19 protein-coding genes and 1 rRNA gene are annotated in these 22,735 nt (G+C 69.6%); 16 read left to right on the top strand and 4 right to left on the bottom strand.

The genetic code is table 11. The annotated features are described in order from the left end of the window. Positions 1 to 23 precede the first annotated feature (23 nt). A complete protein-coding gene (locus LQK89_RS10440) occupies positions 24 to 335 on the bottom strand; it encodes a hypothetical protein (RefSeq protein ID WP_174778055.1) in 312 nt (103 codons plus the stop codon). Between the two features lie 101 nt (positions 336 to 436). Then, complete coding sequence (locus tag LQK89_RS10435) at positions 437 to 1,981, bottom strand: amino acid permease (protein ID WP_231049054.1); 1,545 nt, start codon at positions 1,979 to 1,981, stop codon at positions 437 to 439. Positions 1,982 to 2,096: 115 nt separating this feature from the next. On the opposite strand from LQK89_RS10435, the gene LQK89_RS10430 reads away from it, so the two are divergent. After that, entirely contained in the window at positions 2,097 to 3,275 is a 1,179-nt protein-coding gene (locus LQK89_RS10430; protein WP_231049053.1) for a mechanosensitive ion channel family protein, read from the top strand. A 142-nt stretch (positions 3,276 to 3,417) separates the two neighbouring features. Here the strand turns inward: LQK89_RS10430 and LQK89_RS10425 are convergent, their stop codons facing one another. After that, a complete protein-coding gene (locus tag LQK89_RS10425) occupies positions 3,418 to 3,609 on the bottom strand; it encodes a hypothetical protein (RefSeq protein WP_058728987.1) in 192 nt (63 codons plus the stop codon). 93 nt (positions 3,610 to 3,702) lie between these two features. Between LQK89_RS10425 and LQK89_RS10420 the strand changes: the two genes are divergently transcribed. Continuing rightward, positions 3,703 to 4,854, top strand: a complete 1,152-nt coding sequence (locus LQK89_RS10420) for an SLC13 family permease (protein WP_174778057.1) — start codon at positions 3,703 to 3,705, stop codon at positions 4,852 to 4,854. 6 nt (positions 4,855 to 4,860) lie between these two features. On the opposite strand, the gene LQK89_RS10415 is transcribed toward LQK89_RS10420, so the two are convergent. After that, positions 4,861 to 5,835 (bottom strand): magnesium transporter CorA family protein, encoded by a 975-nt coding sequence (locus tag LQK89_RS10415; protein ID WP_175325151.1) that lies wholly within the window; start codon positions 5,833 to 5,835, stop codon positions 4,861 to 4,863. Between the two features lie 119 nt (positions 5,836 to 5,954). On the opposite strand from LQK89_RS10415, the gene otsA reads away from it, so the two are divergent. The 14 genes from otsA to LQK89_RS10345 all read left to right on the top strand — a co-directional run bounded on the left by otsA (position 5,955) and on the right by LQK89_RS10345 (position 22,585). Then, a complete protein-coding gene (gene otsA, locus LQK89_RS10410; protein ID WP_231049052.1) occupies positions 5,955 to 7,550 on the top strand; it encodes an alpha,alpha-trehalose-phosphate synthase (UDP-forming) in 1,596 nt (531 codons plus the stop codon). Further along, positions 7,543 to 8,325, top strand: coding sequence for a trehalose-phosphatase (otsB, locus tag LQK89_RS10405; RefSeq protein WP_186315360.1), 783 nt, complete (start codon positions 7,543 to 7,545; stop codon positions 8,323 to 8,325). Before otsA ends, otsB begins: the two co-directional genes overlap by 8 nt. Before the next feature lie 72 nt (positions 8,326 to 8,397). Beyond that, positions 8,398 to 10,092, top strand: a complete 1,695-nt coding sequence (ilvD, locus tag LQK89_RS10400; RefSeq protein ID WP_058742977.1) for a dihydroxy-acid dehydratase — start codon at positions 8,398 to 8,400, stop codon at positions 10,090 to 10,092. Between the two features lie 46 nt (positions 10,093 to 10,138). Next, complete coding sequence (locus LQK89_RS10395; RefSeq protein WP_058742976.1) at positions 10,139 to 11,959, top strand: acetolactate synthase large subunit; 1,821 nt, start codon at positions 10,139 to 10,141, stop codon at positions 11,957 to 11,959. After that, complete coding sequence (ilvN, locus tag LQK89_RS10390) at positions 11,956 to 12,456, top strand: acetolactate synthase small subunit (protein ID WP_022904394.1); 501 nt, start codon at positions 11,956 to 11,958, stop codon at positions 12,454 to 12,456. Before LQK89_RS10395 ends, ilvN begins: the two co-directional genes overlap by 4 nt. Before the next feature lie 52 nt (positions 12,457 to 12,508). Then, positions 12,509 to 13,534, top strand: coding sequence for a ketol-acid reductoisomerase (gene ilvC, locus LQK89_RS10385; protein WP_058742975.1), 1,026 nt, complete (start codon positions 12,509 to 12,511; stop codon positions 13,532 to 13,534). Between the two features lie 207 nt (positions 13,535 to 13,741). Further along, entirely contained in the window at positions 13,742 to 14,932 is a 1,191-nt protein-coding gene (locus tag LQK89_RS10380) for a mannitol-1-phosphate 5-dehydrogenase (RefSeq protein ID WP_231049051.1), read from the top strand. A 49-nt stretch (positions 14,933 to 14,981) separates the two neighbouring features. Next, positions 14,982 to 15,425, top strand: coding sequence for a hypothetical protein (locus LQK89_RS10375; protein WP_058742973.1), 444 nt, complete (start codon positions 14,982 to 14,984; stop codon positions 15,423 to 15,425). Further along, positions 15,422 to 15,802 (top strand): hypothetical protein, encoded by a 381-nt coding sequence (locus LQK89_RS10370; RefSeq protein ID WP_058742972.1) that lies wholly within the window; start codon positions 15,422 to 15,424, stop codon positions 15,800 to 15,802. Before LQK89_RS10375 ends, LQK89_RS10370 begins: the two co-directional genes overlap by 4 nt. 156 nt (positions 15,803 to 15,958) lie before the next feature. Further along, the gene (gene serA, locus LQK89_RS10365) at positions 15,959 to 17,548 is read left to right on the top strand and encodes a phosphoglycerate dehydrogenase (RefSeq protein WP_058742971.1); all 1,590 of its coding nucleotides are present in this window, start codon (positions 15,959 to 15,961) and stop codon (positions 17,546 to 17,548) included. A 13-nt stretch (positions 17,549 to 17,561) separates the two neighbouring features. Beyond that, positions 17,562 to 18,623 (top strand): 3-isopropylmalate dehydrogenase, encoded by a 1,062-nt coding sequence (locus LQK89_RS10360; protein WP_231049050.1) that lies wholly within the window; start codon positions 17,562 to 17,564, stop codon positions 18,621 to 18,623. Between the two features lie 14 nt (positions 18,624 to 18,637). Then, positions 18,638 to 19,753 (top strand): branched-chain amino acid aminotransferase, encoded by a 1,116-nt coding sequence (locus tag LQK89_RS10355; protein WP_231049049.1) that lies wholly within the window; start codon positions 18,638 to 18,640, stop codon positions 19,751 to 19,753. A 24-nt stretch (positions 19,754 to 19,777) separates the two neighbouring features. After that, the gene (locus LQK89_RS10350; protein WP_058742969.1) at positions 19,778 to 20,548 is read left to right on the top strand and encodes a fumarylacetoacetate hydrolase family protein; all 771 of its coding nucleotides are present in this window, start codon (positions 19,778 to 19,780) and stop codon (positions 20,546 to 20,548) included. 515 nt (positions 20,549 to 21,063) lie between these two features. Further along, a 16S ribosomal RNA gene (locus tag LQK89_RS10345) occupies positions 21,064 to 22,585 on the top strand. The last annotated feature ends 150 nt before the right edge of the window (positions 22,586 to 22,735 follow it).

Below are 22,735 nucleotides of genomic sequence, written 5' to 3'. Positions count from 1 at the left end.
GCGCCGCGCCGCAGCGCCGCGCCTCAGGACTCGGACGGCAGCGGGTCGCCCAGCGCCCGACCGAGCACGAGCGCCGCGATCCGCTCGTCGGACGTGTCGAGCAGCACCCGGTAGGTGTCCGATGCGGTGACGAACTCCACGCACACCGCGTCGAAGTCGCACGGCTCGATGCGCCAGCCCCGCACCTCGTCCATCGGGACCTGCGTCAGGGCGTCGCGCTCGAAGCTCGTCTCGGCCCGCACGAGCTCGTCGTACACCCGGATCCGACCGATGGTCCCGCGCCACGTCAGCTGCAGGTCGAACGTCGGGGCGGGGGAGACAGAAGGGTCCGGCACACGCCGATCGTACCGACGCGTGCCGGACCCGTGGAAGGTTCCGGGGCGAACCGCCCGCGCATTCCGGATGACATGGGGACGCGCGGACCGTCCGTGCGGGATCATTCGCCCCTGCTGTCACCGTCCTTGCTGCGACGGACCTGGTTCGCCGGGTCGCGGACGCCGATCGGGTACGGCCCGGTCACGCCCTCGCGGAGCGCTGCGATGCGCAGGATCCGGTCGCGCTGCAGGAACCACCCGACGACGAGCAGCGGGATGATGACGACGAGCGACGCGATCGTGTACGTCCCGACCGGGTAGTCGATCGCCATGAGCACGACGACCGACGCCAGGAACGCCAGGGTCAACCACGACGTCACCGGAGCGCCGGGCAGCCGGAACGTCGGCTCCTTCGCCAGGCCCTGCTTCGCCCACTGCCGCAGACGCATCTGGCAGAGGATGATCGTGCCCCACGCCGTGATGATCCCGAGGCTCGCGACGTTCAGCGCGATCTCGAACGCCTGCGCCGGGACGAAGTAGTTGAGCGCGACGCCCGCGACGGTGAAGGCCGCGGTGAGCAGGATGCCGGCGTAGGGCACGCCGCCCTTCGACATCTTCGTGGTCCACTTCGGCGCCGAGCCGTTCATGCCCATCGAGTGCAGGGCTCGGCCGGTGGAGTACAGACCGGCGTTCAGCGACGACAGCGCGGCGGTGAGCACGACGAAGTTCATGATCGAGCCGGCGATGACGCCCACCTGCGGGTTGCCGAGCGACGAGAAGAACGTCACGAACGGGCTCTGCCCGTCCTTGTACGACGTGTACGGCAGCAGCAGGGACAGCAGGACGACCGACCCGACGTAGAAGACCGCGATGCGGAAGACGACGGAGTTGATGGCGCGGGGGATGACCTTCTCGGTGTCCTGGGTCTCGCCGGACGCGGTGCCGACCAGCTCGATGGCCGCGTAGGCGAACACGACGCCCTGGACCACGAGCACCGCGGGCAGCACGCCGTTCGGGATGAGCCCGCCGTTGTCCTGCCAGATCGAGAAGCCCGTGCGGACCGCCTCGCCACCGGTCTCCACCGGGAACGCGAAGACGAGCCAGACGAGCGCGATGACGAGGAACACGACGAGCGCGGCGACCTTGATGAGCGCGAACCAGAACTCCAGCTCGCCGAACACCTTGACCGCGACCATGTTGGCGGCGAGCACGACGACCAGGGCGATGAGCGCGAGGAGCCACTGCGGCGCCGCGGTGAACGCGCTCCAGTAGTGGAGGTACAGGGCGACCGCGGTGGTGTCCACGATCGACGTCATCGCCCAGTTCAGGAAGTACATCCACCCGGCGGCGTACGCGAACTTCTCGCCGTAGAACTCGCGGGCGTACGAGATGAAGGACCCGGAGGACGGGCGGTGCAGCACGAGCTCGCCGAGGGCCCGGAGGATGAAGAAGGCGAAGATGCCCGCGACCAGGTAGGTGACCGCCAGGGCCGGTCCCGCCGTGTTCAGGCGGCCGCCCGCGCCGAGGAAGAGTCCGGTGCCGATGGCCCCGCCGATCGCGATCATCTGCAGTTGCCGGGGCTTCAGACCGTGCTGGTAGCCCTCCTGCTCGTGCGAGAAGTCGTTCGCGGGCGTGCGGGACACACCCGTGTCGTTCTGCGCTGTCATGCGCGCCAACCTACATGCGTGTCCGCGCCGGGGTGGAACGGAATGCCGACCTGAACGACACCACAGGTCAGGCGATGCTGAACACGACCGGTGGGGGATCGGACAGCATGGACCGATGGACACCCTCCTCCGACTCCTGGTCGCGATCGGGATCGCCCTGCTCGTGACGGCCGCCGCCGCGCTCGTCCTGCACCTCGTGCTCCGGACGATCGCCCGACGGGAACGCTGGGCCGCCGTGCTCTCCCGACGCACGAAGCACCCGTTCCGATCGATGCTCCTCGTGGCCCTGACCTGGGCGGCCTTCGCGGCGAGCGTGCCGCGGAACGCCGAGGCGTACCGGTGGCGCGACGAGGTCTCCCACGCGTTCCTCATCGTCACGATCGCGGTGGGCTGCTGGCTCGCCTGCGAGATCGCGATCTTCCTCGAGGACCTCGGCCTGCACCGCTACCGCGTCGACGTCCCGGACAACCGCGTCGCCCGGCGGATCCGCACGCAGGTCCTCATCATCCGACGGCTCACGGTCGCCGTGCTCGTCATCATCGCCGTCGGCGCGATCCTGCTCACGTTCCCCGGTGTCGAGGCCGCCGGCGCCAGCGTCCTGGCATCGGCCGGGCTGATCTCCGTCGTCGCGGGTCTCGCGGCGCAGTCGACCCTCGGCAACGTCTTCGCGGGCATGCAGCTCGCGTTCTCGGGCTCCATCCGCGTGGACGACGTCGTGGTCGTCGAGCAGCAGTGGGGGCGCATCGAGGAGATCACCCTCACCTACGTCGTCGTGCACCTCTGGGACGACCGACGGTTCGTGCTGCCGTCGACGTACTTCACGAGCACGCCCTTCGAGAACTGGACCCGTACGGGGAGCGAGCTCCTCGGCGCCGTCGAGTTCGACCTCGACTGGCGGATCAGCCCGACCGAGATGCGCACCGAGCTCGACCGGATCCTCGGCACGTCGACGATCTGGGACGGCCGCACCAAGGTGCTGCAGGTCACCGAGGCGGTCGGCGGCCTGGTGCGCGTGCGCATCCTCGTCAGTGCCCGGGACGCCGGCGGCCTGTTCGACCTGCGCTGCTACGTGCGCGAGGAGATGGTCGAGTGGGTGCAGCGCGAGCACCCGGACGCGCTCCCGCGGCAGCGCGTGCAGGTCACGCAGGGCCGGGAGGCGGTCGGCAAGGCCCGACCGCGCACCGAGGAGCAGGACGCCTCGCTCTTCCGCGAGGGCGACGAGCGCTCCGCGCTCTTCACCGGACCGATCCAGACGTCCGGCATCCGCCCGGAGGACGTCCCGCCCGCTCGCTGACGGACGCGACCGGAGGACGGACAGGCGCGCCCCGCTCAGCGGTGACGCGCCAGCGTCACGCGGGGCGCGCCGACCGAGCCTGCGAGGGAGGGGTGCCAGCCGACACCGTGCCTCCCGTCCGATGGGTGGTCGCGCTGGCGACCTAGCGCTGACGCGCCTTCACCGCGCGGTCGTCCTCGACGACCGTGCCGAGCGCGACGATCGTCGTCGCGAGCCACGCGATCCACGTGAGCGCGAGGCGCCAGTCCCGCGGCCCCTGCCGCGTCGTCTGCACCACGCTGTAGCCGCTGATGATCGAACTCCACACCGCACCGCTGAACATGAACTTCCGCACCGGTTCCTCCTCTGGTCGTCCCCGCCACGCTACCGGCCGCTACATTGGAGCGCCGCCGGTCGCCCTGCCCGGCCCGAGCGTCGAGGAGTCACCGTGCGTCAGGCCGTCATCGGGGGAGTGCTGCTCGTGGTCGGCGCCGTGTGCGTCGTCCTCGGCCTCCTGCCCCTGTCCGACCTCGCGACCCTCGCCGAGCGTGTCGTCCCGGTGCTCGCGTTCGTCCTCGGGCTGACCGTCGTGTCCGAGCTCGCAGCCGACGCGGGCGTCTTCGACCGGCTCGCCGACCTCGCCGCGCGCGTCGGCGGTGGCCGCACGATCGGCCTGTGGGTGTCCGTGGTCGTGCTGGCCGTCGTCTGCACCGTGTTCCTGTCGATCGACACCACCGCGGTGCTCCTGACGCCCATCGTGATCGCGCTCGCCCGCCGGGTCGGCCTGCCCCCGATGCCGTTCGCCCTGACGACCGTCTGGCTCGCGAACACCGCGTCGATGCTGCTGCCGGTGTCGAACCTGACGAACCTGCTCGCGGTCGACAAGATCGGTCTCGACGGACCGATCCCGTTCGCCGGCCTCATGGTGTGGGCGGCGCTCGCCGGGGTCGTCGTGCCGTGCGCCGTGCTCCTCGTCGTGTTCCGCGGCAAGCTCTTCGGCCGGTACACCCCGGTCGAGGTCCGGCGCCCGCGGGACCCGGTGTTCTTCTGGGCCGCGTCCGTCGTGCTCGTCGCCCTCGTCGTCGCGCTCACCGCCGGCGTCACGGTGTGGATCGCGGCGCTCGCGGCGGCGGTGCTGCTCGTCGTCGTCGCGGCCTTCCGTGCGCCGTCCGAGCTCCGGCCGTCCCGTGTGCCGTGGTCGACGCTGCTGTTCGCGGCGGGGCTGTTCGTCGTCGTGGAGACGCTGCACACCACGGGCCTGACCGACCCGGTCGTGCACGCGCTGTCCGGCGGCACCGGGACGGGCTCGCTCCTGCTGCTCGGCGGCGCCGGTGCGGTCGCGGCGAACGCCATCGACAACCTGCCGGCGTACCTGGTGCTCGAGCCGGCAGCGGGGCACGAGGCCCTGCGCTACGCGGCGCTGCTCGTCGGGGTGAACGCCGGCTGTCTCATCACGCCGTGGGCGTCACTCGCGACGCTGCTGTGGCACGCCCGGCTCGCGTCCGAGGGCGTGCACCTGTCGTGGGGTCGCTACATGGCGCTCGGCTGCGTGGTCGCACCGCTCACCGTCGTCGCCGGGGTGCTCGCGCTGCAGATCTGACCCGGGCTACAGCCAGTCCTTCGTCTTGAACACCCGGTAGAGCACGAGCGACGTCGCCAGGATCAGCGAGACGGACGCGGCGAGCCCGCTCCAGTGCCCCTCGCCCGGGAACGTCACGTTCTGCCCGAAGAAGCCCGTGATCGCCGTCGGGATCGCGATGATCGCCGCCCAGCTCGTCACCTTCTTCATCACGGTGTTCTGCCGGTTCGACGCCAGGTTGAGGTTCGTGTCGAGGACGCTCGACACGGCGTCACGCAGTTGGTCGACGGAGTCCGCGACGGAGACCAGGTGGTCCTCGACGTCCCGGAAGTACGGGCGGATGCCGTCCTGGATCGACTCGGCGTCGCCGTGCAGGAAGGACGCGACGCTGTCCCGGGTCGGGACGACCTGGCGCCGGAGGACGCCGAGCGCCTTCCGGAGCCGGAACGACCGCCGCTGGATCTGCTGCTCGCGGGGGTTGCCGTGCTCGAACAGGTCGTCCTCGAGCGCCTCGATCCGCGCCTCGATGTCCTCGACGGTGACCGTGGCGTGGTCGACGACCGCGTCGAGGAGCCCCCACACGAGCCAGGGCACCCCGTGGTCGCACACGTCGGCGTTGGCGTCGAGCCGTCGTTCGACCGCGGCCATGTCGACGTCGGGCCCGTGCATCGTGACGAGGGCGCGCCGGGTGACGAACGCCTTCACCTCGTGCGTCACGAGCTCGCCGTCGTCGTCGATGCCGTCGACGTCGTAGACCACGAGGAACAGGCTCTGCCGGTACCGGTCGAGCTTCGGGCGCTGCCCCGGCTCGAGGGCGTCCTCGAGCGCGAGCGCGTGGATCCCGAGCTCGTCCTCGACGTGTCGCAGGTCCTCCGGCCCGGGGTCGGTGTGGTCCACCCAGACGAAGGTGTCGTCGTCCCGCTCGAGCAGGTCCGAGACGCGGTCCACCGGGAAGTCCCGCTCCGCCGCACTCCCGTTCCGCCACGCCCGTGTCACGACCATGTGCGAAGCCTAGCCAGCGGCGACCGGGCGTCCGGCCGGGGACCGCCCGACCCCGCGCTGGTACCGTCGGCTCCGCACCCCGGCGCACCTTCCGGGCGGAACGGAGAGACCAGCACCTCATGGCAGCACCCACCGACACCGACCCAGACCGCTACGCGTTCGTCGTCGCCTCGAACCGCCTGCCCGTCGACCGTGTCGTCGACGAGGACGGCAACGAGGGCTGGCGGCACTCCCCGGGCGGCCTCGTGACCGCTCTCGAGCCGGTGATGCGGGCGAACGACGGTGCGTGGGTCGGCTGGGTCGGGCAGCCGGACGTCGAGGTGGCGCCGTTCGACAACGAGGGCATCCACATCGTCCCGGTGCCGCTGAGCGCCGACGACGTCGAGGAGTACTACGAGGGCTTCAGCAACGACACCCTCTGGCCGCTCTACCACGACGTGATCGAGCACCCGAGCTACCACCGCGACTGGTGGAACGCGTACAAGCGGGTCAACGAGCGCTTCGCCGACCAGATCGTCGAGATCGTCGAGCAGGACGGCGTCGTCTGGGTGCAGGACTACCAGCTGCAGCTCCTGCCGGCCCTGCTCCGCGAGCGCCGTCCGGACCTGACGATCGGCTTCTTCAACCACATCCCGTTCCCGCCGGTCGGCATCTACGCGCAGCTGCCGTGGCGCGCGCAGATCCTCGACGGACTGCTCGGCGCCGACGTCATCGGGTTCCAGCGGCACGACGACGCGAGCGACTTCCTCCGCGCGGTCCGCCACATCAAGGGCTACACGACCAAGGGCTCGACCATCGACGTCCCGGTCGACGACCCGGCGGCACCGCGGAGCCGCAAGGGCATCACCGTGCGCCACGTCGAGGCCCGGCACTTCCCGATCTCGATCGACGCCGAGAGCTTCGAGGCGATCGCGCACCGACCCGAGGTCCAGGAGCGAGCGAAGGAGATCCGCGCGAGCCTCGGCAACCCGAAGACGGTCCTGCTCGGTGTCGACCGGCTCGACTACACCAAGGGGATCCGGCACCGCATCAAGGCGTTCGGCGAGCTGATCGAGGACGGCCGGGTCGCGGTCGAGGACGCGACGCTCGTCCAGGTCGCCAGCCCGAGCCGCGAGCGTGTGGACACGTACGCGGCGCTCCGCGACGAGATCGAGCTGACCGTCGGACGGATCAACGGCGACCTCGGCGTGATCGGGCACCAACCCATCTCGTACCTGCACCACGGCTACCCGCGCGAGGAGATGGTCGCGCTGTACCTCGCCGCGGACATCATGCTCGTGACCGCACTGCGCGACGGCATGAACCTCGTCGCGAAGGAGTACGTCGCGACCCGCTCGGACAACGACGGCGTCCTCATCCTGTCCGAGTTCGCCGGGGCCGCCGACGAGCTGAAGCAGGCGGTCATCGTCAACCCGCACGACATCGGCGCCCTGAAGGACGCGGTCCAGCGCGCGATCGAGATGCCCCGCCGCGAGCGGTCGACGCGCATGCGCGCGCTCCGGAAGCGCGTCCGCGAGAACGACGTGGCCCGCTGGTCGCGCTCCTTCCTCGAGGCGCTCGACCGGCACGCGCCGATCCGCGCCAAGCTCGACCCCTCGGCCGCCGACCCGGGTGACCAGCACGTCGAGCAACTCCAGGACACGACGTCGATCTTCGACCAGGACGCGCAGACCGCGCGCGCCGCCGAGGACACCCGGGAGGCACGTGGTGCCTGAGCCGTCGACCGACCCGACCGCCCTGTCGTCGGCCCTCGAGACGCTCGCGGCTGCGCCGCGACTGCTCGTCGCCCTCGACTTCGACGGCACGCTCGCACCGTTCGCCGACGACCCCGCGAGGGTCGGTGCGCTCCCGGGCTCGTGGGCGGCGGTGCTGACCCTGCAGCGCGCCCGCGACACCGAGGTCGTGCTCGTCTCCGGACGGCCGCTCGAGGGACTCGCCCGGGTGTCGCACGCGCCGGAGGACATGGCGCTCGTCGGGTCGCACGGCGTCGAGTGGCGGGTCGACGGGCACGCCGAGGCCGCCCTGACCGAGGACGAGCAGGCCCGCGTGGCCCGTGTCGGCGCGGCGCTCGACGAGGTGGGCGCACGGTTCCCGGACGTCGTCGTCGAGCACAAGCCCGCCGGGCACGGGGTGCACACGCGCCGGGCGAGCGCCGAGGTGGCCGCGGCGGCGAACGCCGCCGCGCACGAGGCCGCGCACCGCGCCGACCCGGAGGTCCTCGAGCGCGGCGGCAAGGACATCCTCGAGTTCGCCGTCCGGCACGTGACCAAGGGCGACGCCGTCGACCGGCTCCGCGAGCTGCGGGGCGCGGACGCCGTGTTCTTCGCCGGCGACGACGTCACCGACGAGGACGCCTTCCGGGTCCTCCGGGACGGCGACGTGGGCGTGAAGGTGGGGGAGGGCGACACGCTCGCCGGCCACCGCGTGGCGGACCCGGCCGCGCTCACCGACGTCCTGAAGCAGTTGGGGCGTCTGCGCGCGACGCGCTGACGACCCGGCCACGTGCCTCCCGTCCGACGGGTCGTGTCCCGCTGGTATCCCAAACGGTCCTAGACTCGCACCATGCCTGACATCGACGTGAAGCCGCGTAGCCGGGTCGTCACCGACGGGATCGAAGCGACCACCTCGCGTGGCATGCTCCGGGCCGTCGGCATGGGCGACGCAGACTGGGACAAGCCGCAGATCGGGATCGCGTCCTCCTGGAACGAGATCACCCCCTGCAACCTCTCCCTCGACCGCCTCGCGCAGGGCGCGAAGGAGGGCGTGCACTCCGGCGGCGGGTACCCGCTGCAGTTCGGCACCATCTCCGTCTCCGACGGGATCTCGATGGGCCACGAGGGCATGCACTTCTCGCTCGTCTCGCGCGAGGTCATCGCCGACAGCGTCGAGACCGTGGTGAACGCGGAGCGCCTCGACGGCACCGTGCTCCTCGCCGGCTGCGACAAGTCGCTGCCCGGCATGCTCATGGCCGCCGCGCGCCTCGACCTCGCGAGCGTCTTCCTCTACGCGGGCTCGGTCATGCCGGGCTACGTGAAGCAGGCCGACGGCTCCTTCAAGGAGGTCACGATCATCGACTCCTTCGAGGGCGTCGGTGCGTGCAAGGCCGGCACCATGACCGAGGCCGAGCTCAAGGAGATCGAGTGCGCGATCGTCCCGGGCGAGGGCGCCTGCGGCGGGATGTACACGGCGAACACCATGGCGAGCGTGGCCGAGGCCCTCGGCATGTCGCTGCCGGGGTCCGCCGCCCCGCCGAGCGCCGACCGCCGGCGTGACTACTACGCGCGCCGCTCGGGCGAGGCCGTCGTCAACATGCTCCGCCTCGGCCTGACGGCCCGGCAGATCCTGACGCGCGAGGCGTTCGAGAACGCCATCGCCGTCGCCATGGCCCTGGGAGGCTCGACCAACGTCGTCCTGCACCTGCTCGCGATCGCGCACGAGGCCGAGGTCGAACTGACCCTCGACGACTTCAACCGCATCGGCTCGAAGGTCCCGCACCTGGCCGACATGAAGCCCTTCGGCAAGTACGTCATGGTCGACGTCGACCGCAACGGCGGCATCCCGGTGATCATGAAGGCGCTGCTCGAGGCCGGCCTGCTGCACGGCGACGTCATGACCGTCACCGGCAAGACCCTCGCTGAGAACCTGGCCGAGATCGACCCGCCGGAGCTCGACGGCGAGGTGTTCCGGAAGCTCGACAACCCGATCCACGAGACCGGTGGCCTGACCATCCTCAAGGGCTCCTTCGCCCCGGACGGCGCCGTCGTGAAGACCGCCGGGTTCGACGCCGCCGTGTTCGAGGGCCCCGCGCGGGTGTTCGACCGTGAGCGTGCCGCGATGGACGCCCTCACCGAGGGGCAGATCCAGAAGGGCGACGTGGTGGTCATCCGCTACGAGGGCCCGAAGGGTGGCCCGGGCATGCGCGAGATGCTGGCGATCACCGCCGCCATCAAGGGCGCGGGCCTCGGCAAGGATGTACTACTGTTGACGGACGGACGATTCTCAGGCGGCACAACCGGCCTGTGCATCGGCCACATCGCACCGGAAGCCGTGGACGCAGGTCCAGTGGCATTCGTGCGCGATGGCGACCGCATCCGTGTCGACATCGCGGCTCGCTCGCTCGACCTACTGGTCGACGACGCCGAGCTGGAGGCCCGCCGAGCAGGCTGGGCCCCGCTGCCCCCGCGCTACACCCGCGGAGTCCTCGCGAAGTTCGCGAAGCTCGTCCAGTCCGCCGCCAAGGGCGCGGTCACGGGCTAGCGTCGACACCCGCACCACCGCCATCACTCCAGGCAAGGAACACCTCATGCCCACGGAAGCCACTCCGCTGTCCGCGGCCGCCGGTGCACGCCGGTCGCCGGAGATCCTGACCGGCTCGGGAGCCGTCCTCCGGACGCTCGAGCACCTCGGGATCACCGACGTCTTCGGTCTGCCCGGCGGCGCCATCATCCCGTTCTACGACGAGCTCATGGCGTCCACGACGATCCGGCACATCCTCGTCCGGCACGAACAGGGCGCCGGCCACGCGGCCGAGGGCTACGCCTCGGCCTCCGGCAAGGTCGGCGTCGCGATCGCCACGTCCGGCCCCGGCGCGACGAACCTCGTCACCGCGATCGCCGACGCCTACATGGACTCGGTGCCGTTCATCGCGATCACCGGGCAGGTCTTCTCGACCCTGATGGGGACGGACGCCTTCCAGGAGGCCGACATCGTCGGGATCACGATGCCGATCACGAAGCACTCGTTCCTCGTGACCGACCCGGCGGACATCCCCGCGACGCTCGCCGCCGCGCACCAGATCGCCACGACCGGTCGTCCGGGCCCGGTGCTCGTCGACATCACGAAGGACGCCCAGCAGAAGTCGGCGCCCTACGTGTGGCCGCCGAAGATCGACCTGCCCGGCTACCGCCCCGTCACGAAGGCGCACGGCAAGCAGATCGTCGCCGCGGCGCAGCTCCTCGCCGAGGCCGAGCGTCCCGTGCTGTACGTCGGCGGCGGCGTGGTCCGCTCCGGTGCGACCGCCGAGCTGCTGCGCTTCGCCGAGGCCACCGGTGCGCCGGTCGTCACGACGCTCATGGCGCGTGGTGCCTTCCCCGACTCGCACCCGCAGCACCTCGGCATGCCCGGCATGCACGGCACCGTCCCCGCGGTGCTCGGGCTGCAGGACAGCGACCTCATCATCGCCCTCGGTGCACGGTTCGACGACCGCGTGACCGGCAAGGCCGACGAGTTCGCGCCGCACGCCAAGGTCGTGCACGTCGACATCGACCCCGCCGAGATCTCGAAGATCCGGTTCGCCGACGTGCCGATCGTCGGCGACGCCCGCGAGGTCCTCGTCGACCTGCTCGAGGCCTGGGGCGACGTCGCCGCGGACCGTGCCGACACGAGCGCGTGGTGGACCAAGCTCGAGCAGCTCCGGACGGACTTCCCGCTCGGGTACGCCGAGCCGACCGACGGACTCCTCGCCCCGCAGGCGATCATCCGCCGCATCGGCGAGCTCACCGGGCCCGAGGCCGTCTACGCCTCCGGGGTCGGCCAGCACCAGATGTGGTCGGCGCAGTTCATCAAGTACGAGCGGCCGCACGCGTGGCTGAACTCGGGCGGCGCGGGCACGATGGGCTACTCGGTCCCTGCGGCGATGGGCGCGAAGGTCGCCGAGCCGGACCGCGTGGTCTGGGCGATCGACGGCGACGGCTGCTTCCAGATGACGAACCAGGAACTCGCGACCTGCGTCATCAACGACATCCCGATCAAGGTCGCGGTCATCAACAACTCGTCGCTCGGCATGGTGCGGCAGTGGCAGACGCTGTTCTACGACGGTCGGCACTCCTTCACCGACCTCGAGACCGGCCACGAGAGCCGTCGCGTGCCGGACTTCGTGAAGCTCGCCGACGCGTACGGTGCCCTCGGCATCCGCGTCGAGCGCGCCGACCAGGTCGACGACGCGATCAAGCTCGCCCTCGAGACGAACGACCGCCCCGTCGTCATCGACTTCGTGGTGAGCCGTGACTCCATGGTGTGGCCGATGGTCCCGCAGGGGGTCGGCAACTCCTCGATCGAGTACGCCCGCGACCACGCGCCCAGCTGGGACGTCGAGGACGCCGACATGACCGGAGACCCCGCATGAGCCACGTCCTCTCCCTGCTCGTCGAGGACAAGCCGGGTCTGCTGACGCGCGTCGCCGGGCTGTTCGCCCGTCGCGGCTTCAACATCGAGTCGCTCGCGGTGGGCAACACCGAGGTCGAGGGCCTCAGTCGGATCACGGTCGTCGTGGACGTCGAGGACCTGCCGCTCGAGCAGGTCACGAAGCAGCTCAACAAGCTCGTCAACGTGATCAAGATCGTCGAGCTCGACTTCTCGCAGTCGGTGCAGCGCGAGCACATGCTCGTCAAGGTCCGGGTCGACAACCAGACCCGGTCGGCGGTCCTCGAGGCCGTGACCCTCTTCCGTGCGCAGGTCGTCGACGTGGCGACCGACTCGCTCGTGGTCGAGGTGACCGGCGACCCCGGCAAGATCCAGGCCATCCTCCGCGTCCTCGAGCCGTACGGCATCAAGGAACTCGCCCGTGCCGGCCTGCTCGGCATGGGCCGCGGCCCGAAGAGCATCACCGACCGCGTCCGCTGAGCACCGCTCCAGCACGCGCACCAGACCACCAGAACCAAGGAGACACACCCTCGTGACTGACATCGTGTACGACGCCGACGCCGACCTGACGCTCATCCAGGGCAAGAAGGTCGCCGTCATCGGCTACGGCTCGCAGGGCCACGCCCACGCCCTCAACCTCCGTGACTCGGGCGTCGAGGTCAAGATCGGCCTCAAGGAGGGCTCGAAGAGCCGTCAGAAGGCCGAAGAGGCGGGCTTCGACGTGCAGACCCCGGCCGAGGTCACGAAGTGGGCCGACGTCGTCGTCATCCTCGCCCCGGACCAGGTCCAGCGCATCGTCTACCGCGAGGACATCGAGCCGAACCTCAAGCCGGGCGCCACGCTCGTCTTCGGCCACGGCTTCAACATCCGCTACGGCTACATCGAGGCCCCCGAGGGCGTCGACGTCTCCCTCGTCGCGCCGAAGGGCCCCGGTCACACCGTGCGCCGCGAGTACGAGGCCGGCCGCGGCGTGCCCGTGATCGTGGCCGTCGAGGTCGACGCGTCCGGATCGGCCTGGGACCTCGCGTGGTCCTACTCGAAGGCGATCGGCGGCCTGCGCGCCGGCGGCATCAAGACGACCTTCACCGAGGAGACCGAGACCGACCTGTTCGGTGAGCAGGCCGTCCTGTGCGGTGGCACCTCGCAGCTCATCCAGTACGGCTTCGAGACCCTGACCGAGGCCGGCTACCAGCCGCAGATCGCGTACTTCGAGGTCCTGCACGAGCTCAAGCTCATCGTCGACCTCATCTGGGAGGGCGGTCTCACGAAGCAGCGCTGGTCGATCTCCGACACGGCCGAGTTCGGCGACTACGTCTCCGGCCCGCGCGTGATCTCGCCCGAGGTCAAGGAGAACATGAAGGCCGTCCTCGCGGACATCCAGGACGGCACCTTCGCGAAGCGCTTCATCGCGGACCAGGATGCCGGCGCGCCGGAGTTCACGGCCCTGCGCGAGAAGGGTGAGAACCACCCGATCGAGGCGACCGGCCGCGAGCTCCGCGCCCTGTTCGCGTGGAAGTCGAACGACGCCGACTACGTGGACGGCTCGGCCGCGCGGTAGTCTGCGGACACCACACTCGACGACGAGGCGGCGGTGCGACTGCACCGCCGCCTCGCGATGTGACACGGACCTCATGCACCAGTACCCCACCTGTCCCCGCGCCGCCCGACGGCCGGGTCCCGCCGACCCCGTGACCACCCTCGCGACGGCCCTGCCGTCCACGAGGAGTGGTCACGACCGGTCCTCCCGACGTGCGAGGATCGACGGATGGCGGTGACGAAGCGAGCGGTCCACATCGGCGCCGGCAAGATCGGGCGCGGATTCGTGGGCCAGTTCCTGGTCGCGAGCGGCTACGAGCTCACGTTCGTCGACGTCGACGCCCGGGTCGTCTCGGCTCTCAACGAGGCCGGCCGCTTCGTGGTGCACGAGGTCGGCGAGATGCCCGTCGAGCACCTCGTGTACGGCTTCCACGCGCTGAGCAGCAAGACCGACCGCGACCGCGTCGTGCAGGCGATCGCGGAGGCCGACGTCGTCACCACGGCCGTCGGGGCCCGCACGCTGCCGCTCGTCGCCCCGGTCATCGCCGAGGGCCTGGCCGCCAGGCCGCTCGACCGCGGTGACGTCACGATCGTCGCCTGCGAGAACGCGTTCAACGCGACCGACTCCCTGCACGCCAGCATCCGTCGTGCGCCGATCCTCGAGGACCGCGACATCGCCGCCGTCTTCGCCAACTGCGCGATCGACCGGATCGTCCCCGACCAGTCCGGCGTGCTCGGCCAGTCCGGCGGGCTCGACGTCGTGCTCGAGCCGTTCTACGAGTGGGTCATCGAGCGGACGCCGTTCGCCGACTCGGACTCCGAGCCGCCGCAGATCGACGGCGTGACGTGGGTCGACGACCTGCAGCCGTTCGTCGAGCGCAAGCTCTACACGGTCAACACCGCGCACGCGACGGCCGCCTACCACGGCTACGTCCGGGGGATCCGCCTCATCCGCGAGGCCCTCGAGGACCGCGACGTCCGCGCCGAGGTGGACGGCGTCCTCGCCGAGACCACCGCGCTGCTCGTGGTGAAGCACGGGTTCGACCCGGCCGAGCACGCCCGCTACGTGGCCGCGAACCTGACCCGCATCGCGAACCCGCTGCTCCCGGACACCACCGTCCGGGTCGGGCGGAACCCGCTCCGGAAGCTCGGCCGTCGCGAGCGCTTCGTCGGCCCCGCGTCGCAGCTCGCCGAGCGCGGCCTGCCGGTCGACCACCTGCTCGGTGCCGTCCGCGCCGCGCTCGCGTTCGACGACGAGAACGACCCCGAGTCGATCGAGCTGCACGCGCTCCTGCGCTCCGGCGCGACCGCGCACGCGCTCACCGAGATCCTCACGGGTCTGATGGAGAGCCACCCGCTCTTCCCGGCCGTGCGCGAGGTCGTCGCCGAGGTCCTCGCGACCCAGCCCGCCGACGTCTGACCACCCCGCGGTGCGGCCGCGGTCGCCGACGGCTCGTAGAATCGTCCCCATGACCACGGCAGCTTCCCCGCCCGACGGCTCGGTCGACCGCGATGACGACGAAGCCCTCAGCTGGGGCGACGCCGACGACGCGACCCACGTCGACGCGGCCCACAACCCGGTCGCCGTCAAGGACCGTGGCGGCCGCGACCCCGAGACGCCCGAGACCTCCGGCGCCCTGATCGGCTTCGGCGTCTTCGGCGGGCTCTACCTGCTCTACACGGTCGCGTGGCTCCTCACCGCGTCGACGTCGTACGTGGCGAACGTCGACACCCTGCTGACGGTGTTCGTCGAGGTCCTCCGGTTCCTGTCCATCGTCGCGCCAGCGCTCTGGTTCACGGTCGTCCTCTGGGCGGCCCGTGGCCGTCGCACCCGCACGCGGCTCCTCTGGATGCTGCTCGGCGCCGCCGTCCTGTTCCCGTGGCCGTTCCTCATGACCAGGAGCTTCGGGTGACCGCGGCCACGCCGGCGACGCGCCGGCAGTCATCGCCCCTCGTCGGTCGGATCGTCGTCTGGGCCGTCTTCGGCGTCCTCTTCGCCTACATGACCGTCCAGAGCGTCGGGAACCTGGTGACCGTCTCGCAGTCGGTCCGCGCCTTCAACACGTTCCTCGAGTCCGCGTCCGGCGGCGGTTCGCTGCAGCGCAGCACCCCGTGGGTGTGGTTGGTCCTGGACATCGCGATCGCGCCGGTCGCGTTCGCGGTCGCCCTCTGGGTGACGCGCCGCACGCGTCTCGCCGTGACGGTCGGCGTCTTCGTGGTCGCCTTCGCTGCCGCGGGTGCGCTCTGGCTGGACCTCCAGCTCTTCGTGCCCCGGCTCCTCGACTTCTGACGCGACCACCCCACGGAAAGGAGGCTCGTGGCACGCCCGCCACGATCCTCCCGTCCGCCGCGTGGTCCCGGACCGGACCACCGGGACGGTCGTAACCGCCTGCTCGCGTCGATACGATGGTGGGATACCGCCCGTCTCGTGTGAGGAACTGCAGCTGTGCCGAAGCCGGTCGTCCTGATCGCCGAAGAACTCTCGCCCGCCACCGTCGACGCCCTCGGGCCCGACTTCGAGATCCGGAACGTGGACGGTACCGACCGACCCGCCCTCCTGGCCTCCCTGGCCGACGCGCACGCCGTGCTCGTCCGCTCCGCCACGAAGATCGACGCCGAGGCGATCGCCGCCGCGCCGCAGCTCAAGGTCGTCGCCCGCGCCGGCGTCGGCCTCGACAACGTCGACATCAAGGCGGCCACGACCGCCGGTGTGATGGTCGTCAACGCGCCGACCTCGAACATCATCTCGGCGGCCGAGCTGACCGTCGGGCACATCCTGTCGCTGGCCCGGCACATCCCGGCGGCGCACGCGTCGCTCGCCGCGGGGGCCTGGAAGCGCTCGTCGTACACGGGCGTCGAGCTGTACGAGAAGACCGTCGGCATCATCGGCCTCGGCCGGATCGGCGCGCTCATCACCCAGCGCCTGCAGGCGTTCGGCGTCTCGGTCATCGCGTACGACCCCTACGTCACGTCGGCCCGGGCGCAGCAGCTGGGCGTCGAACTCGTGTCGCTCGAGGACCTCCTGCGCCGCGCGGACTTCACCACGATCCACATGCCGAAGACCCCGGAGACGGTCGGCATGATCTCCGACGAGCAGTTCGCGCTCATGAAGCCGAGCGCCTTCGTCGTGAACGTCGCACGCGGCGGGCTCATCGACGAGGACGCCCTGCACCGCGCCCTCACCGCGGGCACGATCGCCGGCGCCGGCCTGGACGTCTTCGTCTCCGAGCCGCCGAAGGACTCGCCGCTCCTCGCGCTGCCGAACGTCGTCGTCACGCCGCACCTCGGCGCCTCGACCGACGAAGCGCAGGAGAAGGCGGGGGTCTCGGTCGCCAAGTCCGTGCGCCTGGCGCTCGGCGGCGAGCTCGTCCCCGACGCCGTGAACGTCGCCGGTGGTGTCATCGACCCGTACGTCCGCCCGGGCATCCCGCTGATGGAGAAGCTCGGCCAGGTCTTCACCGGCCTCGCGACCTCGCCGGTCACGAGCATCGACGTCGAGGTCCACGGCGAGCTCGCGCAGTACGACGTCAGCGTCCTCAAGCTCGCGGCGCTCAAGGGCGTGTTCACGGACGTCGTCAGCGACCAGGTGTCCTACGTCAACGCACCGCTCATCGCGGAGCAGCGCGGGGTCACCGTGCGGCTCATCACCGACGCGGACAGCCCGGAGTACCGCAACGTGCTCACGATCCGCGGCGCCCAGTCCGACGGCCCGGCGATCAGCGTCTCCGGCACCCTGACCGGCCCGAAGCAGGTCGAGAAGCTCGTCGAGATCAACGGCCACGACGTCGAGGTCGCCCTCGAGTCGCACCACGTCGTGATGGTCTACACCGACCGCCCGGGCATCGTCGCGGTCTACGGCAAGGAGTTCGGCGAGGCGGGCATCAACATCGCCGCGATGCAGATCTCCCGCCGCGAAGCCGGTGGCCAGGCGCTCAGCGTCCTGACCGTCGACTCGCCGGTGCCCGCCGAGATCCTCGAGCACGTCCGGTCCACCATCGACGCGACCTCGCTCCGCGAGATCGACATCACGCTGTAGGGGAGTGGCGGACATGGCACAGTCGCTCAAGCTCGCGGTCGTCCGCGGCGACGGGATCGGTCCCGAGGTCGTCGACGAGGCGCTGAAGGTCCTGCACGCGGTGCTGCCGGACGACCTCCTCGTCGCGGAGACCGCGTTCTCGCTCGGCGCGACCCGGTACCTGGAGACCGGCGACGTCCTGACCGACGACGACATGTCCGCCCTCGCCGAGCACGACGCGATCCTGCTCGGCGCCGTCGGCGGCGACCCGCGCGACCCGCGGCTCGCCGGCGGCATCATCGAACGCGGCCTGCTCCTGAAGCTCCGGTTCGCGTTCGACCACTACGTCAACCTGCGCCCGACGACGGTGTACTCCTCGGTCGCGAGTCCGCTCGCCGACCCGGGCGAGGTCGACTTCGTGGTGGTCCGCGAGGGCACCGAGGGCCCCTACGTCGGCAACGGCGGCGCGATCCGGGTCGGGACGCCGCACGAGATCGCGACCGAGGTCTCGCTCAACACCGCGCACGGTGTCGAGCGCGTGGTCCGGTACGCGTTCGACCTGGCCGAGCGTCGGCCGCGGAAGCACCTGACGCTCGTGCACAAGAGCAACGTCCTCGTGCACGCCGGATCGCTCTGGCAGCGCACGGTCGCCGCGGTGGCCGAGGAGCACCCCGACGTCACGGTCGACTACCAGCACGTCGACGCCGTGACGATCCACATGGTCCGCGAACCCGGTAGGTTCGACGTCATCGTCACCGACAACCTGTTCGGCGACATCATCACCGACCTCGCCGGCGCGATCAGCGGCGGCATCGGTCTGGCGGCCTCGGGGAACCTGAACCCGGACGGCACCTTCCCCAGCATGTTCGAGCCGGTCCACGGTTCCGCGCCGGACATCGCAGGCCAGCAGCTCGCCGACCCGACGGCCGCGATCCTGTCCGTCGCGTTGCTCCTCGACCACATCGGTCGCGGTGACCTCGCGGCGGTCGTGACGCGGGCGGTCGAGGCCGACCTCGCCGGCCGGGGCACCACGCACCGCCGCACGGCCGAGATCGGCGACGCGATCGCCGCAGCGGCACGCACCACCACCGCCTGACAGGAGTCACCCCGATGAGCACCGACACCGACACGTCCTTCGACCTCGCGTTCGCGAGCGTCCCCTCGCCCGAGCGCCGTGCGGCGGCCGAGCGCGAGGAGATCCTGGCCGACCCGGGCTTCGGCAAGCACTTCACGGACCACATGGCGACCGTGCAGTGGACGCTCGACGGCGGGTGGCACGACGCGTCGGTCCACCCGTACGGGCCGCTCTCGCTCGACCCGAGCGCGAGCGTGTTCCACTACGCGCAGGAGATCTTCGAGGGCCTCAAGGCCTACCGGCACGCGGACGGCTCGGTGTGGTCGTTCCGGCCGGACGCGAACGCCCGCCGGTTCCAGCGGTCGGCCCGTCGCCTGGCGCTGCCCGAACTGCCGGTCGAGGTGTTCGTCGAGTCCATCCGGCAGCTCGTGCGCACGGACGTCGACTGGGTGCCGTCCGCTCCGGAGACCAGCCTGTACCTGCGCCCGTTCATGATCGCGACGGAGTCGTTCCTCGGGGTCCGTGCCGCGCAGGCGGTCGCGTACCACTGCATCGCGAGCCCGGCCGGCGCGTACTTCACCTCCGGCCCGAAGCCCGTGTCGATCTGGCTCTCCACGCAGTACGCCCGCGCCGCCCGCGGTGGCACGGGTGCGGCGAAGACCGGCGGCAACTACGCGGCGTCCCTGCTGCCCCAGCAGGAGGCCTACGAGCAGGGCTGCCAGCAGGTCATGTTCCTCGACTCGGAAGAGGGCAAGTACCTCGAGGAGCTCGGCGGCATGAACGTCGTGCTCGTGAAGTCCGACGGCACGCTCGTGACGCCGGACTCCGAGTCGATCCTCGAGGGCATCACGCGCGACTCGATCCTGCAGCTCGCCGAGGACCGCGGGCTCCGGGTCGAGCGCCGCCGGGTCGCCCTCGACGAGTGGCGTGACGGCGTCGCCGACGGCTCGATCACCGAGGCGTTCGCGTGCGGGACCGCAGCGGTCGTCACGCCGATCGCCGAGCTCCGCGGCGACGGGTTCACCATCGGTTCGCCGACGGTCGGCGCCGGCGAGCTCACGATGTCCCTCCGCGACGAGCTCACCGACATCCAGTACGGCCGTCGTCCCGACCCGCACGGGTGGATGACGCGGCTGACCGACCCGGTCTGAGCGCGGGATCGGTAGGGTCGAACGGTGAAGATCGCACGGTTCAGCAGCACGGGTGAAGACCCTCGGTACGGCATCCTCGACGAACGCGACCTGGTCGTGCTCGCGGGGGACCCGATGTACCAGGGGTTCGAGACGACGGGGGAGCGGGTGCCGCTCGCCGACGCGAAGCTCCTCGCCCCGGTGATCCCGCGGTCGAAGGTCATCGGCGTGGGCCTGAACTACGCCGAGCACGCGTCCGAGATGGACGAGCGCTCCGGGGACGACCCGGTGGTCTTCCTCAAGCCGAACACGGCGGTGGTCGGTCCTGACGACCCCATCCGTCTGCCGGCCGACGTCGGCCGGGTCGACCACGAGGGCGAACTCGCGATCGTGATCGGGTCGCTCGCCAAGAACGTCCGGCGCGAGGACTTCGCAAGCGTCGTGCTCGGGTACACGATCGCGAACGACGTGACCGCCCGAGACCTGCAGGCCCGCGACGGCCAGTGGACCCGCTCGAAGGGCTTCGACACGTTCTGCCCGCTCGGTCCGGTGATCGAGACCGAGATCGACCCGTCGGACATCCGGCTGGAGACCCGTGTCGACGGGGAGCTGCGCCAGGCGGCCTCGACCGCCGAGATGGTCCACGACATCCCGACCCTGGTCGAGTTCGTGTCGTCGATCTGGACGCTCCTGCCCGGTGACGTCATCCTGACCGGGACCCCGGCCGGCGTCGGGCAGATCCGCGACGGCGAGGTCGTCGAGGTCCTCATCGAGGGCATCGGCTCCCTGAAGAACCCCGTCATCGCCCGGCACTGAGCCCGCGATGCCGAACGGCCCGCTCCCCACCGGGGGAGCGGGCCGTCCTGCTTCCTGGCGTGCTCGCGTGGGCGACACGCCCGGGCGGTGCGCTGGTTGGCGAGGTCCCTGGGGCGTGTGTAGAGTAATCACTCGTTGCCGCTGAGGCGGAGAACGGAACGGCCGAGACGGTCACCGGGTCATCGATCCGGAGGATGCAGTCCGGACGGGGTCCCGCTCAGGCAACCAACCCCACGAACGAACACGCACCGCAAGGTGGCGTTCCGGGGTGTCGAGATCGAAAGCCCCTCTGTTGAGGTCCGGTGTTACCGGGCTGATTGGTGGGTGCGTCTGGTCCTTGAGAACTCAACAGCGTGCACATTGTCAATGCCAATTATTTTGACCCCGTGCGATCGTGGCTCTTTTGGGGGTTGCGGTTGTCGGAGACAATTCCTTTTGGATTGAATTGATTGTCAGTAGACAGTCTTTACAGTCAGTTTCAACTCGCTGACGCTTTCGGGTGTTGGTTGTATTTTTTTACGGAGAGTTTGATCCTGGCTCAGGACGAACGCTGGCGGCGTGCTTAACACATGCAAGTCGAACGATGATGCCCAGCTTGCTGGGTGGATTAGTGGCGAACGGGTGAGTAACACGTGAGTAACCTGCCCCTGACTCTGGGATAAGCGTTGGAAACGACGTCTAATACTGGATATGACTGCCGGCCGCATGGTCTGGTGGTGGAAAGATTTTTTGGTTGGGGATGGACTCGCGGCCTATCAGCTTGTTGGTGAGGTAATGGCTCACCAAGGCGACGACGGGTAGCCGGCCTGAGAGGGTGACCGGCCACACTGGGACTGAGACACGGCCCAGACTCCTACGGGAGGCAGCAGTGGGGAATATTGCACAATGGGCGAAAGCCTGATGCAGCAACGCCGCGTGAGGGATGACGGCCTTCGGGTTGTAAACCTCTTTTAGTAGGGAAGAAGCGTAAGTGACGGTACCTGCAGAAAAAGCACCGGCTAACTACGTGCCAGCAGCCGCGGTAATACGTAGGGTGCAAGCGTTGTCCGGAATTATTGGGCGTAAAGAGCTCGTAGGCGGTTTGTCGCGTCTGCTGTGAAATCCCGAGGCTCAACCTCGGGCTTGCAGTGGGTACGGGCAGACTAGAGTGCGGTAGGGGAGATTGGAATTCCTGGTGTAGCGGTGGAATGCGCAGATATCAGGAGGAACACCGATGGCGAAGGCAGATCTCTGGGCCGTAACTGACGCTGAGGAGCGAAAGCGTGGGGAGCGAACAGGATTAGATACCCTGGTAGTCCACGCCGTAAACGTTGGGCGCTAGATGTAGGGACCTTTCCACGGTTTCTGTGTCGTAGCTAACGCATTAAGCGCCCCGCCTGGGGAGTACGGCCGCAAGGCTAAAACTCAAAGGAATTGACGGGGGCCCGCACAAGCGGCGGAGCATGCGGATTAATTCGATGCAACGCGAAGAACCTTACCAAGGCTTGACATACACCGGAAACGGCCAGAGATGGTTGCCCCCTTGTGGTCGGTGTACAGGTGGTGCATGGTTGTCGTCAGCTCGTGTCGTGAGATGTTGGGTTAAGTCCCGCAACGAGCGCAACCCTCGTTCTATGTTGCCAGCGCGTTATGGCGGGGACTCATAGGAGACTGCCGGGGTCAACTCGGAGGAAGGTGGGGATGACGTCAAATCATCATGCCCCTTATGTCTTGGGCTTCACGCATGCTACAATGGCCGGTACAAAGGGCTGCGATACCGTAAGGTGGAGCGAATCCCAAAAAGCCGGTCTCAGTTCGGATTGAGGTCTGCAACTCGACCTCATGAAGTCGGAGTCGCTAGTAATCGCAGATCAGCAACGCTGCGGTGAATACGTTCCCGGGCCTTGTACACACCGCCCGTCAAGTCATGAAAGTCGGTAACACCCGAAGCCGGTGGCCTAACCCTTGTGGAAGGAGCCGTCGAAGGTGGGATCGGTGATTAGGACTAAGTCGTAACAAGGTAGCCGTACCGGAAGGTGCGGCTGGATCACCTCCTTTCTAAGGAGCATCTGGCTCGTCCCCTCGTCTGCAGTAGGCAGGTGTGGGGTGGGTCCAGGCGCCTGGTTCGGACCGAACGTGTCCGACGGGTAGCTCATGGGTGGAACATTGACAGTGCAGTCGGGAGCGCAGCTTCCGGCCCTAGTACGC

Origin of the sequence: Curtobacterium sp. C1 (genome assembly GCF_021049325.1) — a bacterium.
Lineage (GTDB): Bacteria > Actinomycetota > Actinomycetes > Actinomycetales > Microbacteriaceae > Curtobacterium > Curtobacterium citreum.
Note: the sequence above shows the minus strand (reverse complement) of the source record. Positions and strands in the feature narration are given on the sequence as shown.